14 protein-coding genes and 1 pseudogene are annotated in these 16,334 nt (G+C 45.3%); 1 reads left to right on the top strand and 14 read right to left on the bottom strand.

What is annotated here, in order from left to right; all coding sequences use genetic code 11:
* Positions 1–8: 8 nt before the first annotated feature.
* The 11 genes from M1D59_RS03755 to M1D59_RS03705 all read right to left on the bottom strand — a co-directional run bounded on the left by M1D59_RS03755 (position 9) and on the right by M1D59_RS03705 (position 12,835).
* Positions 9–1,310, bottom strand: coding sequence for a YhfT family protein (locus M1D59_RS03755; RefSeq protein ID WP_020450458.1), 1,302 nt, complete (start codon positions 1,308–1,310; stop codon positions 9–11).
* Between the two features lie 145 nt (positions 1,311–1,455).
* Complete coding sequence (locus M1D59_RS03750; RefSeq protein ID WP_020450457.1) at positions 1,456–1,815, bottom strand: DUF2620 domain-containing protein; 360 nt, start codon at positions 1,813–1,815, stop codon at positions 1,456–1,458.
* Positions 1,816–1,827: 12 nt separating this feature from the next.
* A complete protein-coding gene (locus M1D59_RS03745) occupies positions 1,828–2,193 on the bottom strand; it encodes a PRD domain-containing protein (protein WP_020450456.1) in 366 nt (121 codons plus the stop codon).
* Between the two features lie 95 nt (positions 2,194–2,288).
* A complete protein-coding gene (yhfZ, locus tag M1D59_RS03740; protein ID WP_025810327.1) occupies positions 2,289–3,215 on the bottom strand; it encodes a GntR family transcriptional regulator YhfZ in 927 nt (308 codons plus the stop codon).
* Between the two features lie 191 nt (positions 3,216–3,406).
* Complete coding sequence (locus M1D59_RS03735) at positions 3,407–4,597, bottom strand: CamS family sex pheromone protein (RefSeq protein ID WP_458117793.1); 1,191 nt, start codon at positions 4,595–4,597, stop codon at positions 3,407–3,409.
* A 15-nt stretch (positions 4,598–4,612) separates the two neighbouring features.
* Positions 4,613–6,616 carry an NAD-dependent DNA ligase LigA gene (gene ligA / locus M1D59_RS03730; RefSeq protein ID WP_020450453.1) on the bottom strand — a complete coding sequence of 668 codons (2,004 nt, stop codon included), beginning with the start codon at positions 6,614–6,616 and terminating at the stop codon, positions 4,613–4,615.
* A gap of 34 nt (positions 6,617–6,650) precedes the next feature.
* Positions 6,651–8,870: a DNA helicase PcrA gene (pcrA, locus tag M1D59_RS03725; RefSeq protein ID WP_020450452.1), complete on the bottom strand. Its 2,220-nt coding sequence runs from the start codon at positions 8,868–8,870 to the stop codon at positions 6,651–6,653.
* Positions 8,871–8,929: 59 nt separating this feature from the next.
* Positions 8,930–9,616: a heptaprenylglyceryl phosphate synthase gene (gene pcrB / locus M1D59_RS03720; protein WP_020450451.1), complete on the bottom strand. Its 687-nt coding sequence runs from the start codon at positions 9,614–9,616 to the stop codon at positions 8,930–8,932.
* 150 nt (positions 9,617–9,766) lie between these two features.
* On the bottom strand, positions 9,767–10,078 hold the full coding sequence (locus M1D59_RS03715) for a YerC/YecD family TrpR-related protein (protein WP_003179568.1): 312 nt from the start codon (positions 10,076–10,078) through the stop codon (positions 9,767–9,769).
* 2 nt (positions 10,079–10,080) lie between these two features.
* Positions 10,081–11,067, bottom strand: coding sequence for a DUF3048 domain-containing protein (locus M1D59_RS03710; protein ID WP_230631828.1), 987 nt, complete (start codon positions 11,065–11,067; stop codon positions 10,081–10,083).
* A gap of 28 nt (positions 11,068–11,095) precedes the next feature.
* Positions 11,096–12,835, bottom strand: a complete 1,740-nt coding sequence (locus M1D59_RS03705; protein WP_095292965.1) for an adenine deaminase C-terminal domain-containing protein — start codon at positions 12,833–12,835, stop codon at positions 11,096–11,098.
* A gap of 125 nt (positions 12,836–12,960) precedes the next feature.
* Between M1D59_RS03705 and M1D59_RS03700 the strand changes: the two genes are divergently transcribed.
* Positions 12,961–13,191 carry a YgaP family membrane protein gene (locus M1D59_RS03700; RefSeq protein ID WP_020450448.1) on the top strand — a complete coding sequence of 77 codons (231 nt, stop codon included), beginning with the start codon at positions 12,961–12,963 and terminating at the stop codon, positions 13,189–13,191.
* Positions 13,192–13,392: 201 nt separating this feature from the next.
* Here the strand turns inward: M1D59_RS03700 and M1D59_RS03695 are convergent.
* The 3 genes and pseudogenes from M1D59_RS03695 to M1D59_RS03685 form a co-directional block, all read right to left on the bottom strand.
* A pseudogene (locus M1D59_RS03695) lies at positions 13,393–13,642 on the bottom strand (transposase); the annotation flags it as partial.
* Between the two features lie 102 nt (positions 13,643–13,744).
* Positions 13,745–14,191, bottom strand: coding sequence for a DUF6376 family protein (locus tag M1D59_RS03690; RefSeq protein ID WP_105980772.1), 447 nt, complete (start codon positions 14,189–14,191; stop codon positions 13,745–13,747).
* Positions 14,192–14,976: 785 nt separating this feature from the next.
* Complete coding sequence (locus M1D59_RS03685; RefSeq protein ID WP_035337035.1) at positions 14,977–16,200, bottom strand: cytochrome P450; 1,224 nt, start codon at positions 16,198–16,200, stop codon at positions 14,977–14,979.
* Between the last annotated feature and the right edge of the window lie 134 nt (positions 16,201–16,334).

Here is a 16,334-nt window from a genome sequence, read left to right as displayed (position 1 = left end):
TCGATGATTTAGCCAACCTGCCATAAACCGACTGCATAGAGAAGATTGGCAACAATCCCCAACAATATAACTGCAATAGGGCCGACAGCCAATTCAACAAGTGGTTTTGATGCAATTCGGTTTATTAAATAAAATCCAATCACCCAGAAGAAGCCAATACCGGGAGCAATTTTTTCCCCTGCCATCGCACTGCCAATTAATATAGCCATTCCTAGAACATCTGACAGCGAAGTGCGAATATGCTCCCCCATCTCCCTTACACCAGGCAGTTTGTCCATACTTTTTGATACTGCGGATAATGATACGACCTCTAAATACATGACTAAAAAGCCCAACAGAAATGCTAAAATCGGTATATCCCTGAAAATAAGACCGATTGCAAATACCAAAGTGGTACCAGCTAAACCATAAACTCCTGTTACGATCGCAGTTGAAAAAACTAAAGGGATGAAGCCAATTCCACGTGCAAATGTAGCGATTGCCGCCTCTGTGTAAAGCTCTTTATTAATCAATGCTTGAGGCATTGCATCCACTGCTAAAATCAGCATGGATGATGTTAAAGAAACAAGTCCTCCCATAAGAGCTAATAACCAGCGGTTTTTCTTAATTCGATTTACACGCTCATTAAATATATTCACTAAATTTGCATTAGTAGATTCATCTCCGCCTCTAATTCTCGCTGCATAATAAATCATCATTAACATTCCTGCTAATAAAGCCATTCCTTCAGGACTGAGCGAAATTTTATATCCTGCAGCTTGAAATGTTCCAAACTTCTCGAATAAGAGAAACGAAGCCAAAGTGACGATTGCAGTGACGGCGGCTTTTTTTAAACCGTGCTGATATCCAACCGCTACAGCTGGAAATACTGTAAATGCAATAATAATAGGCTGACCAATAAGACTTAAAGAATCTATAAAATTCACGGGAAACATGCCAAATAAATCCACTACAAATTGCAGTCCTAAAACGATTCCAATACTATAAACGGCACCAATAACCCCTGCAGTTATCATGCCTATTTTGTTTTCCGGGGTCCAAATGCCAATAATGTCACACGCCAATAAAATGCTGTGTCCAATAATGATTGTTGCTCCTATTGAAAGCGGAATACCAAACCCTATGATTAAGCCAAAACTTAATGCAAAACTTGTTGCAGCAAGCTCCCCTCTTGTCATTCTCCCCTCAAGGTATTCGGGCATAATCGGTCGCAAACCATCATTAAACACAGCTACTCCGCGATTTACTAGTATAGAACCTAATGCACCAACAGCCGCTATGACAAGACATTGAATTAAAGAAAGGTCCATTCATTATTCACCTCTATGATTTTTCTCATCTTCTGTACATCATGTCATCCGTGCTTCTTAAATCATCCAAGAAAGCGCTTTCTTTAACTGAAAAAAATGTATACAGTTGAAGCCGGTGTAACAAAATATAAAGAAAAAAATTCATTTATTTTAATAAATAAGGAATTAAAATGTTTAATATATTTTGTGAAGACGAAGCTGTAAAACCAAAGGCAATTTTGCCGCTTTCTACTTCCTTCTCGATCTCTTCCTTGTTTTTTATGGTACTTGGCGAAGCCAAGGTGACGCATTTATCTTTGCCTAATAATGCAATTGCCATTGCAAGCGCACCACCGGATCCTGTTTCACAGGCGCCAATATAATAATCTACCTTATTGTTTTTCACAGCCATAACAGCGTCCAAATCACCTTTAACCAAAACTTCTACATTGCTTCCCCCAATTTCTTTAACAAGTTTTTCAATCGCTTGTTTTTTCAACTGTCCGCCTATTACGATTCTCACCATAATAAAACCCTCCTATTCATTAGATTCTATGACTTTATGAAGATGAAGATAAAAATAGACACGCTCACCTTCTGGAAGTTCTAAACCTGCCAGTGAATGTATAAAATCTATCACTTCTTCTATAGCATTTTTATATGGTGTTTCGTACACTTCATTGATGATGGCAATTGCAGGACTTTCTTCGCTTTCTCCCCTCTCAATTCTAGTTAAAGCCATCGCCATATGCGTCCAAAACATTTCAGAGTCTTTGATCACCTCCTTTTTCAGCTTTTTTGATAAGAAAACAAATGTGTTCAAAGTTGTGTTGAAAGCATTTTTTGTAATCACTCGACTCGTTAGTAAAATAGACAACTTTTCTTCCAGCTGTATTTGGTTCACGACAGTTCCTCCAATATACTGTATTTAGTATTTTAAATTTCAAATGCTGACCCATCGCCTCATGTATTGAATGACAAGTCGGATGGGCCGGCATTTTAGTAGCGCGGTATTTTCTCTCCTTTTTCTACACTTTTTTGAGTGTATAATATTTGTTTCTCATTAACCAAATTCCACTTTTCTGCTATTTCTTTTTCTCTGTCTCCTTCAATAACAATAACGGCTTCAGTTGTATCCTTGGAAATTTTCTTGGCTTTCGGTGAAAAAAAATCGATTGCTTTAAACGTTTGAATCATTCTTTTGTCATCGGCATTCCAAACTGCTGCATCAATTTGTTTTGAAAGAAGCATATCGAAAAGCTGCATATAATTCACATTGACAAACTCTGCATTTTTATTTTCAAATTCAGCCAATGTTAATTGTTTCTGATCCAGGGACTCCAAATCAACACCTACTCTTACGACATCCTTACCTATTTCCTCATCTGGATGAGCTAAGAAGATTTTATGGGAAGATACATAACTGCTTTCCCCGAATTTCTTAAAAATTTTCAAATTTGGATATTCTGCTATGATATGATCTGCCGTCATCTTAGAAACAATTGCAAAATCACTTCTTTTTGTTCGGACTGCTTCAATTCGATTCACTCCGCCACGCATGTAGATCAAGTTAACTGTTTTTCCGGTTGATTCAAACCCTTCCACAATCCCTGTTGCCAGCCCTTCATATTTCCTTGAATACGGAAGTGGCATTGAGCCGATTAATGGTGCAATACCTGCAATCTCAAGTAATAAATTGTTATCCTTACTTACCAAAAACGTTCCTAAATGGCCTCTAGCCTCCAAATGAATCGCTTTCATATCAACCAATAAATTCAGCGCACTTTGGACAGTCCCCCTGCCGATGGATAACTTATGACAGTAGTCTGAGATGCGGGGAATTTTTTCACCTGCTTTGATATTCATCAATTCTTTAGCAATATTTTTAGCAGCCAAACCATTTTTAGAGTAAAATTTTTCCCACATAATTCATCTTCCTCAAAACAATATACTATATTCTGTATAATCAATTATAAGAGTTGTATCCTAATTTTGCAATAGTATTATTCAGAACACTATAAAAAAATATTTTGTTGGCGCACCGTGAATGAATGATAGGTCTCCTTATTCCTGTTTCCGCGTGACAAAAAGAAGCAGCCGAGAAGGCTGCTTCTTTTTTATGAATCATAAATATGAACGGTCGGTTCTTTGTCTCCCGGCTTTTTCAGGATAACGGCTTCCTGCCCGGCTGACGAATTAATGTTGATCTCAACGTTCAGTCCGCTTTTGCCGTAGTAATCCATTACTTCACCGGTCAAGAACTGGGTAAAGGCGATGACTTCGCTTTTGCCGTAAAACTGCATCGGGATGTTGATTTTCATGTCCTGCATTTGGTCGTCTTTATAGAGAGCCGTGCCGACAACCCCTGTGTAGTTTGGAAAATACGTATCGACTTTGTTTTTAAAGCGTTTGAAGAGCTCCGCGTCATCCGGATGTTTCTCTGAACCTTCTGTTGAAGGGAAGAACGTGTACTCTTCATTGATTTTATCCCAGCCGCCGAGCTCGCTTGTCCCGGATTTCACATCGGTTTTGGCGATAAAGTTTCCAGGGACGATCGATGACTTAGGCGCCTGCTTGTAGAGCATGATGGTCAGCGGAATGTTTTTCAAATCATCCATGTTTCTGATCCGTTTCGCCACTTCCTCGGCGATTTTTTCGCCTTCCTGCCTCAGCTTTTTGTCGCTGATGGTCACTTCTTTTTGCGGGTCGCCGACATTTTCGCGGTAGTAGTAGACAGAGTTCAGCGCAAGGCCGATCACGACGCCGCCGAGCTCAATCGTATCCTTGTCTTTGCGGACGAGGTAGTCATGCTCAAGCATATGGGCGAGGTATACCGGGCTTTCTTCGTTTTGCTTCTCTGTTGACCCGCTCCCGGAAAGGGCGGGGTTCAGTCCGAGGTTTTTGAAGTTTTTATCGTCTTTCTCCGCTTTTTTCAGGTCGTCTCCCGTTTTTTTGCGGGCGAGCCAGCTCGTAACTGTATCCTCATCCAGGTATTGTCCTTCTTGAAAAAGGTAATCGTCAGTAGAAAATGAATCTTGCGCAAGGCGCATCATGCCTGTCTCAAATTCATCGATATCCAGCCGCGTATTCAGGCGTTCGGTCGTCAAGCCGCGGGCTTTCCCCGCCTTGAAAGGAAGAACCATTTTATAATAAGAATCGGAGATGTTGTATTTCGGAATGATGGCTTTTTCTTTCGACTTATCCGTTTTCTGCACCATCTCCCGCTCTTCTTCTCCCCCAAAATTCGGCGCACAGGCCGAGAGCATGAGCATACCCGCAGCAGCCGCCAAACATAATATCTTTTTCAATAGAAAACACTCCTCTTATTTCTTTAGCTCACTGATCAGTCTTGCTTCATCCCATACTTCGATGTTCAGCTCTTCAGCTTTCGCCAGTTTGCTGCCTGCCGCTTCGCCGGCAATGACGAGATCGGTTTTTTTGCTTACACTGCCTGTGATTTTTCCGCCGAGCGCTTCGATTTCCGCTTTCGCGTCGTTCCGCGACATTTCGTTGAGCTTCCCGGTCAGGACGATCGTTTTCCCCGCAAAATACGAATCGCTCGCTTCAGCGGCCGCTTTTTTCGGGCCCTTATACTCGGTGTTCACCCCGAGTTCTTCAAGCTCGTCCAACAGCTTTAAAATCTCTTCTTTTTCAAAATAAGTGACGAGGGCGTCCGCCATCTTCTCGCCGATTTCATCGACTTCGACCAATTCTTCTTTTGTCGCTTTTTTGAGCCTGTCAAGCGTTTCAAAATGCATCGCCAGTGTCTTGGCCGCTTTGGCGCCGATGAAGCGGATGCCGAGTCCGAAGAGAAGCCGTTCCAATGAATTCTCCTTCGATTTTTCAATCGACTTCAATAAGTTGTCGGTCGATTTTTCCCCCATCCGCTCGAGATTGATCAGCTGCTCGCGCGTCAGCTTATACAGATCGGCGACATTGTGGACGAGGTCTTCGCGGAACAGCTGGGTGATGACGCGCTCGCCAAGACCGTCTATATTCATCGCGTTCCGGGAAACGAAATGGATCAGGCCTTCCCTGATCTGAGCCGGGCACTCCGGATTGATGCAGCGAAGCGCGACTTCTCCTTCAATTCTGACAAGCTCGCTTCCGCATTCCGGGCATTCCTTCGGCATGTTGAATTCTTTCTCTTCTCCCGTCCTCTGTTCGACGAGCACGTTGACAACCTCGGGAATGATGTCTCCTGCTTTTTTAATGACGACTTTGTCCAGCAGTCTGATATCCTTCTCTTTAATCAAATCTTCGTTGTGGAGAGAAGCTCTTTGGACGGTCGTTCCCGCCACTTTTACAGGTTCGAGAATCGCAGTCGGGGTTACTGCACCCGTCCGGCCGACGCTTAATTCAATGTCCAAAAGCGTTGTGACAACCTCTTCGGCAGGAAACTTGTAGGCGATTGCCCAGCGCGGGCTTTTTGCCGTAAAGCCGAGTTCTTCCTGCTGATCAAGGGAGTTGACTTTAATGACGATCCCGTCGATTTCATACGGGAGGTCGGCGCGTTTTGTCTTGAGCTCTTCGACGATCTCAATGACTTCTTCGATCGTGCTGCATTTTTTTCTTTCATGATTGGTTTTAAAGCCGAGTTCGTCGAGGAAATCAAGTCCCTGGCTTTGCGTTTCAACGCCCATTTCGTCAAGCTCCGCTATACTGTAGACGAAGATGTCGAGATTTCGTTTCGCGGCGATTTTCGGATCGAGCTGCCTTAATGAGCCGGCAGCGGCGTTCCGCGGGTTGGCGAACGGCTCTTCATCCCGTTCGAGCCGCGCTTTGTTCAGCAATTCAAAGGAGCGCTTCGGCATAAAAGCCTCGCCGCGCACTTCAATTGAAAGATCGCGCTTCATTCGGAGGGGAATGTTTCTGATGGTCTTCAAATTTTCTGTAATATCCTCGCCCGTTGTTCCGTCGCCTCTTGTCGCACCTCTGACAAATACGCCGTTTTCATAGCGCAGTGAAACAGCAAGACCGTCTATTTTAAATTCGACGTTGTACTCAACATCTCCGACCGCCTGGCGGACGCGGCGGTCAAAGTCGCGTAGATCTTCTTCATTAAACGCGTTGCCGAGGCTCAGCATCGGCGTTTTATGCTGCACCTTTTGAAAGGCGTCCAAAACGGCTCCGCCGACGCGCTGAGAAGGAGAGTCCGGCGTTTTCAGGTCGGGGTGCTCTTCTTCAAGAGCAATAAGTTCCTTCATCAGCTTGTCATATTCGGAATCAGGCACGCTTGGGTCGTCAAGGGTGTGATATTCGTAGTTGTATTTGTTAATCAATGCATGCAGTTGTTCCACACGGCGTTTAGCTGCTTCTTTTTCCATTGGTTTCGTCCTTTCATTTCAGGTCTTTTGCCATTTATTGCTTTTCAATAGGCGCAAAGGCCGCGAGAAGACGCTTCACTCCGGTCGGGCTCGGGAAGGCGATGTCAAGCTCAGTCGATTCGCCGGATCCTTTGACGCTGACAACGGTTCCGACGCCCCACTTTTTATGGGAGGCTTTGTCGCCGACTGCCCAATTGACACCGTCGCCGCCGGTTTTGCTGTACGATGCAGCCGGCCGGGTAACCGGGCCTCTCCGCTCCGGCTTTCTTCCAAACGGCGTTTTTAGATCTTTTTTCTTCTCGTTTAGATTGTCCAATAATTCTTCCGGTATTTCCGCAATGAACCTTGATTCCGGGTTCATATTCGTTCTCCCGAACAATGTCCGCATCCGCGCGTTAGTTAAATAAAGTTCTTCCTCAGCCCTCGTGATGCCGACGTATGCGAGTCTCCGCTCCTCTTCCATCTCCGCTTCCTCCATTAGGGAGCGGCTGTGCGGGAATACCCCTTCTTCAAGCCCCATCAGGAACACGATCGGGAATTCGAGTCCTTTTGCGGCATGAAGCGTCATCAAGATGACCGCGTCTTGATTTCCGGTCTCTTCTTCCTTTTGATCAAGCTGATCGATATCGGCGATAAGGGCCAAATCTGTCAAAAAGGCGACGAGCGATTTATCTTCGCTTTGCTGTTCAAAGTTTTTCGTTACGGAGAGAAACTCGTCGATATTTTCAAGACGGCTCTGCGCTTCCAGGGATTTTTCCGCTTTCAGCATTTCGCGGTATTCGGTTTTTTCAAGGATTTCTTCCGTAAGCTCTGTGACAGATAAGTATTCCTGCATGTTCGTCAGGTTTTCGATCGTCTGTCTGAACTCGTCAAGCGCGTTCGCCGCTCTTGCGCTGAGGCCGATAAAGTCAACCTGTCCGAGCGCTTCAAATAAAGACATTCCGTTCATATCGGCATAAGCCGCAATTTTATCGACTGAAGTCGCACCGACGCCGCGCTTCGGCACGTTTACGATCCGCGCAAAGCTGATATCGTCGTCAGGATTTGCGACGAGGCGCAAATACGCAAGGATGTCTTTGATCTCTTTCCTGTCATAGAACTTCGTGCCGCCGACAATGTTGTAGTTGATGTTCGCTTTCATCAGCGTTTCCTCGATGACACGCGATTGAGCGTTCGTCCGGTACAAAATCGCGATATCAGAGAAAGATCGTTTTCCCGAGCCGACGAGCTCCCTGATTTTGCCCGCGACAAATTGGCCTTCGCCAAATTCGTTGTCGCCTCTGAAGTAGGAGATTTTCGCTCCTTCGTCATTTTCGGTCCAGAGGTTTTTCGGCTTTCTGTTGGAGTTGTTCTGAATCACTTCATTGGCCGCGTTCAATATCCGCTTTGTCGACCTGTAGTTTTGTTCGAGTAGAATGACGCTTGCATTCGGATAGTCTTTTTCAAACGACAGAATGTTGGCAATGTCCGCGCCGCGCCATCTGTAGATCGACTGGTCGGAGTCCCCGACGACGCAGATGTTTTCGAAGCGCTGCGCCATTTTTTTGACGAGCAAATACTGCGCCCTGTTCGTATCCTGATACTCATCGACATGAATGTATTGGAATTTTCGCTGGTAGTATTCGAGCACTTCCGGCACCCGGTCAAACAGGATGATCGTCGTCATGATCAGATCGTCAAAATCGAGCGACTGGTTTTTCCGCAGTTTTTTCTGATAATCTTTGTAGACATCGCTGACGACTTGTTCAAAAAAACCGCCGGCTGTTTTCTCGTACTCTTCCGGGTCGATCAATTCGTTTTTCGCACTGCTGATCGATCCGAGTATGCTTCTGGGATCGAATTTTTTCGGATCGATGTTTCTTTCCTTTAAGATTCCTTTAATGACGGAAAGCTGATCTGACGTATCAAGAATCGAGAAATTCCGGTTGATGCCGATTCTGTCGATGTCTCTCCGCAAAATTCTCACACACATGCTGTGGAACGTCGAAATCCAGATGTCGTCCGCTCCCGGTCCGAGAATGCGTTCCACACGTTCTTTCATTTCTCTGGCCGCTTTGTTCGTAAATGTAATCGCCAAAATGTTCCACGGGGCAACGCGCTTCTCCGCCATTAAATACGCAATGCGGTGCGTCAATACCCGCGTCTTTCCGCTTCCTGCTCCGGCCATGATCAAAAGCGGACCGTCCGTCGTTTTGACCGCTTCCTGCTGCATCTTGTTTAATCCGCTTAATAATTGGTCGCTAATGTAATTCAATTCCGTTCACCGCCTATTCAAACATATGTTCTATTATAAACCAATCCGGTTCGTTGTGCTCATCCTTTTACGGCCTTTACCGTTTGCAGCGCATCTTCGAAATTCTCATAAATCGCGTTTCCGACGACGATCACATCGGCGTGCTCAGCCATTTTTACCGCCGTCTCCGCATCTTTGATGCCGCCGCCGTAAAACAGCGTCGTTTCCTGAAGCACCGCTTTTGTTTCCTTAACGGTCTCCGAATCCCCCAGCATGCCGCTGTATTCAAGATAAAAGACCGGGAGGCGGAAAAGATGTTCTGCCACGCGGGCGTATGCTTTAATATCCTCAATGTCAAGCTCGGTATCTGCGTTTGTCAAAGCGGCAGCCTTGCAGTCCTGATTCAAAATACAGTACCCTTCAACAACAATCTCATCAGGTGACATCAGCTCGCCGTATTCTTTCATCGCCTTTTTATGTAAGCCGGCAATCCAGTCGGTATCTCTGCTGTTGAGCACAGTCGGAATAAAATAGAGATCAAATCCCGGGACGATCGCGTCAATCGTCGACACTTCCAGGACGCACGGCACTAAAAAGCGGCGCACTTTTGACATCAGCCGAAGGACATCATCTTCTGTGACATGATCGCTTCCGCCGATCAAAACCGCGTCTGTTCCAGATTCGCACAGCTGTTCAAGCTGATCATCCGTAATATCTTTATTCGGATCGAGTTTAAAGACATGCTTCCACTCGGTAATATCGTACATGAAAAAAGCTCCTCCATTCGTTCTTACCATTTAAATATTATAACAAATTCAGCCCCTTTCGAAAAACGGATAACGAATAAACGATAAACGTGCAGAAAGCACAAAAAAACCGCCGGTGCTCAGTGCCCTGAGCCAGGCGGTTTCATGACATCATGAAGATGATTCAGATTGATTTGCTTTGACGCGGTCCAGCGCCATGATATAAGCGTCATTTCCGTAGTTCAGGCAGCGTTTCACCCTGGAAATGGTCGCGGTGCTCGCTCCGGTTTCCGTCTCAATTTTGTGATACGTGTTACCGTCGCGCAGCATTCTGGCTACTTCGAGCCGCTGAGCCAATGACTGAATTTCATTTATTGTGCATAAATCATCGAAAAAACGATAGCATTCTTCGAGATCTTTTAGTGATAGTATGGATTGAAAAAGCTGGTCCAGCTCTCTCCCGCGCAATTTATCGATCTGCATCTTTACACACCTTCTCCTTTGCTAATAGAAACCTTGCTGAGATCGGGAACGATATTGATCCACGTTTTTCCCGGCACAAACGGAACGGTCTTGCCGTCCGTCTTCGGTATAATCCGGCCGTTTTCGTTCTTCCAGCTGATCCGATGGACTTCCCCGTTTTGCAAAAGGAGCCCTTTTCCGCCTGAACGAAGGTCAATATCCCTTCTCCCGTACGCATCTTTCATATGATGTTCGGCTTCCGCTATTAGAATGTTTTGAAGAACAACAGGTTCTTCTGTTTCAAGGTCTGTTGTCAAAATACCGTCTGACTTTCTCACATAGCCTTCAACCTTTTTATCATAACCATATTCGACACGGTTTGTAACGGATTTTGTTCCGTAATCTAACCGTATAGAATAAAGCGCATCCGAAGGTTTGTCAGGGCTTGCTTTAAAAGTGAGCGGTTCTGTGCGGGTTTCGATGGCATATCCTTTGTCATCTGCTGCTTGCTTTACATTTTTATATGACGTGTACGAATTATGCGGCGCTTCCCGAAAATCGGCCCTCCAAAACAGGCTGCCGTCGTAATCCATTCCATTGATATGATCGGCGTCGCCGTTCAACAGGCGGCTTTTTGCACCCGGACTCCAGCCGTGATGCACCAAGAGGCTGTCAAAACCGAGAGCCAAATCAATGAAATACTCCCGGGCGCTGCGGACTGGGCCAACCGCTTCAGGCATGTCGCTTTGATAGATCGCCAACAATCGTGTGATCGGTCCTTCACTGAGAGCTTCAATGACAATGTCAGCCTTGCTTAATCCCGACTGCGGCCGTGCTTTTGAATGATTGTTCACCACAACGGCAATGGGCCGCTGCCGAATATCTCCGTCCGCCTTCAATCCTGTCAGCGGATGAATGTTCTTTTCCTTTTCCTGCTGTTCCTGCGACTGGCACGATGCAAGCAGTAAAAGAGAAGCAAAACAAAGCAGTACTCTTACATATCGATTCACCATAGATTAGCTCCCGCTCTTTTATATTTTAACGCATTATCGATGGAAAGAGTACAGTTTTTTTCATCACATCAAAGATCCCTTTCGGCGTCACCCTGATATAAGGCAGATGAGTGCTTTGCAAAAAGAGCAGGGTGTAGATCGGGTCGTCAAACGTATAGCCTCTTTCAAACAAAAGCTCTTTTAACGTCTTTTCCCTTTCAAGCACCTTTTCATACATCTCATTTGATGCGCCGCCGCTTAAATGAAGAGGAATTTCGTGCAGGATTTTTCCGTTTTCCGCTAATACGATACCTCCCCCGATTTCTTTCATCCGCTTGAAGGCCAAAAGCATGTCTTCCTTGTTTTTGCCGACCGCGATAATATCTCCCGTTGTCGAATAGGAGCTGACGAACCCTTGGACGCGGGTTGCAAAGCCTTTCAGCATCGTATTGACACGCCATTTTCCGTATTTGTCGAACAGCGAGAGATAGCTTTCATCATGGTCAAAAGAAAGCTGGTTGACAGAGTTGTCAATCTCAATCGTATAAGGCTCCATAATGACGGAATTCCTCATTTTTAAGCCGAGCGGCATGGAAAACTGCAAGTCATCCATCGTTAGATCATATGAAAGGTTCAGAGGGACAAGACCCCCTTTTTGCCAATCCGGAACTGTAAACGCATTCATATTTACGCCGCCTGATTTGATCAGCCGCCCTTTTGCCAAAACTGTCTCCGGATTCGGTTCATCAGGGCTATTCAAAATGTTGAGCGTTGCGTATCTGCCCGGTGCCACCACACCGAGGATATCCTCCATATGATAATACTTAGCGATATTAAACGAAGCCATATTATAGGCATCGATCAGCGGCACGCCCTCTTCGATGGCAATTTCAATCAGCTTGTTTGTCATGCCTTCTTTATAAAAGTTCGGCGTTGCACCGTCCGTTGTATAAAACATATGGTCATAATGGTGAAAGCCGTCTTCGTGCAACTCGCGCAAAATCTTTCGTAAATCAGGACGGATAGAAGACTGCCTCAAGCCGACGTGGTATCCAAGTTCAAGCCGCTTCAGCACTTCCTTTCCAGTCATGGCTTCATGATCTGCATCAGCGCCGAAAAGCTTCATCTTCGTGAGCGTTTTTTCCGATGCCCCCGGAAAATGACCCTCGATCCGCTTTCTCCTTCTTTTCGTGCACTGCATGCAATGAAGGAGCAGATCATCGCCGTCCAAGAGGCGCGGCCAGCCTGTCATTTCTCCTCCCTGGATGACGTCCGGGTGTTCTCCCCAACGTTTTCGGTAATCGATCGATAAAATTTGATCTTCATTCAACACTTCAGTCTGCAAGTCATACCTTGACCACCAATAGTAGTGGACAGGCTGTTTTTTCAGTTCTTCCAATATAGAAAACGCTTTCTTTTTTCCGCAATGCAAAAGCAGAAACAAGTTGTCATTTACGAATGTCGTCGTTCCAAACTGTGACACATATTCAGCCAAAGTTTGGGGATTATAAATTTGAAAAGGATGGACATGCGGCTCAATATACCCGGGTACAATGTATTTTCCTTCACAATCTATTGTAGTTTTAACAGCCGTCTTCGGCAAGTCACGGCCGACGTAAACGATTCTGTCATGATGAATCCATACGTTTGCCAGAATCCATTGCTTTACATACGGGTTCAGTACAGAGGCATTTCGTAAAAGGAGCGTTGGCTGCAGCCTTGAACTTACAACATCAACTTGCGATCTGATGTGTTTATTTTTCCAAATTAAGGTGCGTTCGGACATTCACATACTCTCCTTTACATGTAATGATCCTATGTTAACACATTTACTATCGTCACGCATTACCAATCCGTTACAATTTTTCGAAAAAACACTTTATTTAATTATTTAAATAGGAGGAATGAAGCATGAAGCAAAACATCGGACTGTTTGACGCCGTTTTTCGCATTGCCTGCGGACTGACGATCCTGTCGGCGGCAGCGGCAAAGTTTACGAGAAAACCGTGGTGCAGAATGACGCTTTTCTGCATGTTTATGGGGGCGATGAAGGCCGCTTCCGGCATCTTGCGATTTTGTCCCATGACATATGTTTGCCAAACTTATATGAAGCAGCAGGGAGAAGCTGGCGAACAATCGTAAAAAGCACCTTTTATAGGTGATTTCAGACCGTTGACAAAATAGGTCGGATTTCTAAGGTCCTGCCTATTTTTTGTCCAGTTTATTTTGTTTTTTCGATGAAAAGGCCGGCGGTTAGGGCCTTTCCATGTCCATTCATCTCAGCGAAAACAAGCATCGCCTGCATGGACAATTTTTTCTTTCCCCACAGGGTTGTCCAGCGCAGGCCATGCCGCAAAAAACCCGTTCGATGGTTTCGCGCATGGAGCGATGCCCAAGCACGTATTGAATCAGAACCATTTTGATCAATACAACGGGATCAATGCTTGGACGTCCTTTTGAAGAATAAAGAAGGGCGACCTGAAAAATCCATGGCTTCTTCCATCTTCCTGACCAGATGATCTTCAGGGACAAGTTCGCTTAAGGCAACGACTTCAAGCTGTTCACGTTGATCTTTTGAGTGCTTGGACAACATAACCTAGATTCCACTCACATTTTTTTAAAAAAGCTTTTCGATGAAGCCACTTTTTATGCTTTGTCGACAAGCTGAAAGCATCCCAAACCGGGATGCTTTTTTCTATTCGGTCAATTTTTCAATCTGGCCCATCACATCGCTGATCTGCTGAGCGCTTTGTACCAATTCTGACTGCTCCAGCTTCTCGACTGTTAATTTTCCTTCCTCAACACTTTTCAAAACATCTTCAGCGCTTTTTTGCAGTGTTTTATTATGCTTCTCGATGGTGTTATGAATCTCGGCTGCGGCATCGGGAGGGGTTAATTCATTAAAATCGGCTGCAGCCTGCTGGATAGACTCAAGCTGAGTTTCCAGCTTTTCTTTTGCACCCGTGTCGTTTACAGCCTGTTCAGCCAAGGAAGGCGCCTCCTCCGCAAATGTCTTCACTTCTTGGATATAGCCGGCCGCTTCATTTGTATAGTTCAATCCGTCATTCACCTGATCAAGCATTCCGCATCCGCCTGCACCTAAAAGGCCCATTCCGGCAAGAACTATAAGAATTCTTTTCATTGTTTGCCTCCTTATCGTTTCTTTTTCATTTTTTCTTTCAAAATCGGAATTAATTTTTCTTTCGCCAAAGGCAGACCTTTCTTCACCAATTCACGCTTCAGCCATTTCCCGAGCTTAGACACGGTCAGTCTCCTTTCCCTTTTGATAAAAATGAAAAAACTCCACCGATTTGGTGAAGTGGATAAACAAAAAGACCTTCACCAAATCAGATTTGGCAAAGGTCTCGCTAACAATTAGATTGCCAGCAAAGCCGAGGATCTAGGACATCCCGTAATGACGACTTTACTGTGACAGCTACTCCCCTTTGGAGTATTCATTTTTATTACTTTCATTTTAAGGCACAAGGCTTATCCAGTCAAATTCCTGCTGGCCGGCTTATGAAAGAAATGCCCTGTCCGTAAAAAAACACCTTCTTGGGAATGAAAGTGGCAGATTGTTGACGAAATCCTAAAACGGTTTAAAGTTTTAGGATTTCGTCATCTTTTATAGGGGCTTTTTTTATATTGAATGAGGTCATTTTTGCAAATGCTCTCTTATACAATCTTCACATAAAATCAAGCCGTTGCTCTCCAGAAACCTTTTGACATGGGTGATTCCTGATAATCCGACGGGCTTGTCTATGTAATAAAATGTCTCGTCTTTTGATATTTGTTTTTTACACCTTTTGCAGGTTACATGACTCATATGCTTTCTCCTTCCCTATCACTGTCTTAATAAAATGGTACTAAAGGTTAGGCGATTTTTCCACCAACAACAAAAAAGCACCACTTCAGGCGCTTTTAAAATTAGTATGGCGCCGTTTTCCCCGCTGACTTCACCCGCAGACGGAATTGTTTCAAGCCGTACATGCTGCTGTCCGCCATCGGCGCGATCGCAAGCTTTTCCATCGAGGAATACTGCTTCAGAAGCCCCTCAAGGGCAATCGTTGCTTCCAGCCTCGCGAGCGGAGCGCCTAAGCAGAAATGGATGCCGTGGCCAAATCCGATATGCGGGTTCGGATGACGGTGAATATCAAATTCGTGCGCCCTCTCAAATTTCGCTTCATCACGGTTGGCAGAAGCAAGAAAAGCGACGACGCCTTCTCCTTTTTTCAAACTTACTCCTCTGATCTCGGTATCCTGTTTAACGAAGCGCACGATCATCGGCGCAGGCGCCCGGAAACGGACGGCTTCCTCGACGGCCTGCGGAATCAGTTCAGGATGCCTGGCGAGCTCGTCATACGCACCCGGTGTTTCGAGAATGCTGTAGACCGCATTTGAAATCAAATTGGTCGTCGTTTCATTCCCCGCCATCAAGAGCAGGTTGCAAAACGGAACCAATTCATCAGGAGAAAGCTTGTCCCCTTCTTGTTCGGCTTTGATCAAGAGCGAAATCAAGTCATTGCCGAGGTTTTGTCTTTTCTCTTCGATCATCTTTTCAAAAAACGCGGTCAGCTCTTCTTCCCCTTGATCCCTGATGTTTTTCCACTCGTTCACATCTTCTTGCCGGTCGCTCTTCGGCAGGCTGACCAACACGTCGGACCATTCTTTGAAATGGTGCTTATACATTGAAGGAACGCCGAGCAATTCCGAAATGACGATGACGGGCAACGGATATGAAAAATTCTGTACAAGGTCGATCTCTTCCCTGCCGCGGATTTGAACGAGCAGTTCATTCGTCAGTTCGCGAATGCGCGGCTCCCACTCATTCATGACACGCGGAGTAAAAGCCTTGTTGACGATCGATCTGATTCTCGTGTGTTTCGGCGGATCCATGCTGATCAACGTTTTCGCAAACGTATTGCCGGTTCCAAGCTGATGGAACTGATTTGAAAAAAAGTCTTTGTCGCTGATCACTCTTTTGACATCGTCATAACGGAACACACTCCACACCTTGCTGTCTTCATCATAGTGAATCGGTGATTCGGTGCGCATTTTTTCATACCATGGAAACGGATCATACGGGTCTTGTCTGTTCTTTCCGTTAAGCAGCGCTTTCTGAATAGGGTTCTGCTGTTTTGTTTGACTCATTCGCTTTCACTCCTTCGGTTCTTGTCAGCTGATTCATGAAGTTCAATATGTTAGTTTAAAATTAAAAGAACCCACCGGATCATTCAACCAACAAGTGGAAAAGAAGTGTCGAAAAAGTGTTTGAGGAGGCGGCT

It is taken from the genome of Bacillus sp. PK6-026 (genome assembly GCF_054161455.1).
This window is presented reverse-complemented; position numbering and strand designations above follow the sequence as displayed.

What these genes read in the sequence shown, in the direction of transcription:
- M1D59_RS03755 (WP_020450458.1), bottom strand. Translation starts at nt 1,310, where the DNA reads ATGGACCTTTCTTTAATTCAATGTCTTGTCATAGCGGCTGTTGGTGCA.
- M1D59_RS03750 (WP_020450457.1), bottom strand. Translation starts at nt 1,815, where the DNA reads ATGGTGAGAATCGTAATAGGCGGACAGTTGAAAAAACAAGCGATTGAA.
- yhfZ (WP_025810327.1), bottom strand. Translation starts at nt 3,215, where the DNA reads ATGTGGGAAAAATTTTACTCTAAAAATGGTTTGGCTGCTAAAAATATT.
- ligA (WP_020450453.1), bottom strand. Translation starts at nt 6,616, where the DNA reads ATGGAAAAAGAAGCAGCTAAACGCCGTGTGGAACAACTGCATGCATTG.
- pcrB (WP_020450451.1), bottom strand. Translation starts at nt 9,616, where the DNA reads ATGTACGATATTACCGAGTGGAAGCATGTCTTTAAACTCGATCCGAAT.
- M1D59_RS03715 (WP_003179568.1), bottom strand. Translation starts at nt 10,078, where the DNA reads ATGCAGATCGATAAATTGCGCGGGAGAGAGCTGGACCAGCTTTTTCAA.
- M1D59_RS03705 (WP_095292965.1), bottom strand. Translation starts at nt 12,835, where the DNA reads ATGTCCGAACGCACCTTAATTTGGAAAAATAAACACATCAGATCGCAA.
- M1D59_RS03700 (WP_020450448.1), top strand. Translation starts at nt 12,961, where the DNA reads ATGAAGCAAAACATCGGACTGTTTGACGCCGTTTTTCGCATTGCCTGC.
- M1D59_RS03690 (WP_105980772.1), bottom strand. Translation starts at nt 14,191, where the DNA reads ATGAAAAGAATTCTTATAGTTCTTGCCGGAATGGGCCTTTTAGGTGCA.
- M1D59_RS03685 (WP_035337035.1), bottom strand. Translation starts at nt 16,200, where the DNA reads ATGAGTCAAACAAAACAGCAGAACCCTATTCAGAAAGCGCTGCTTAAC.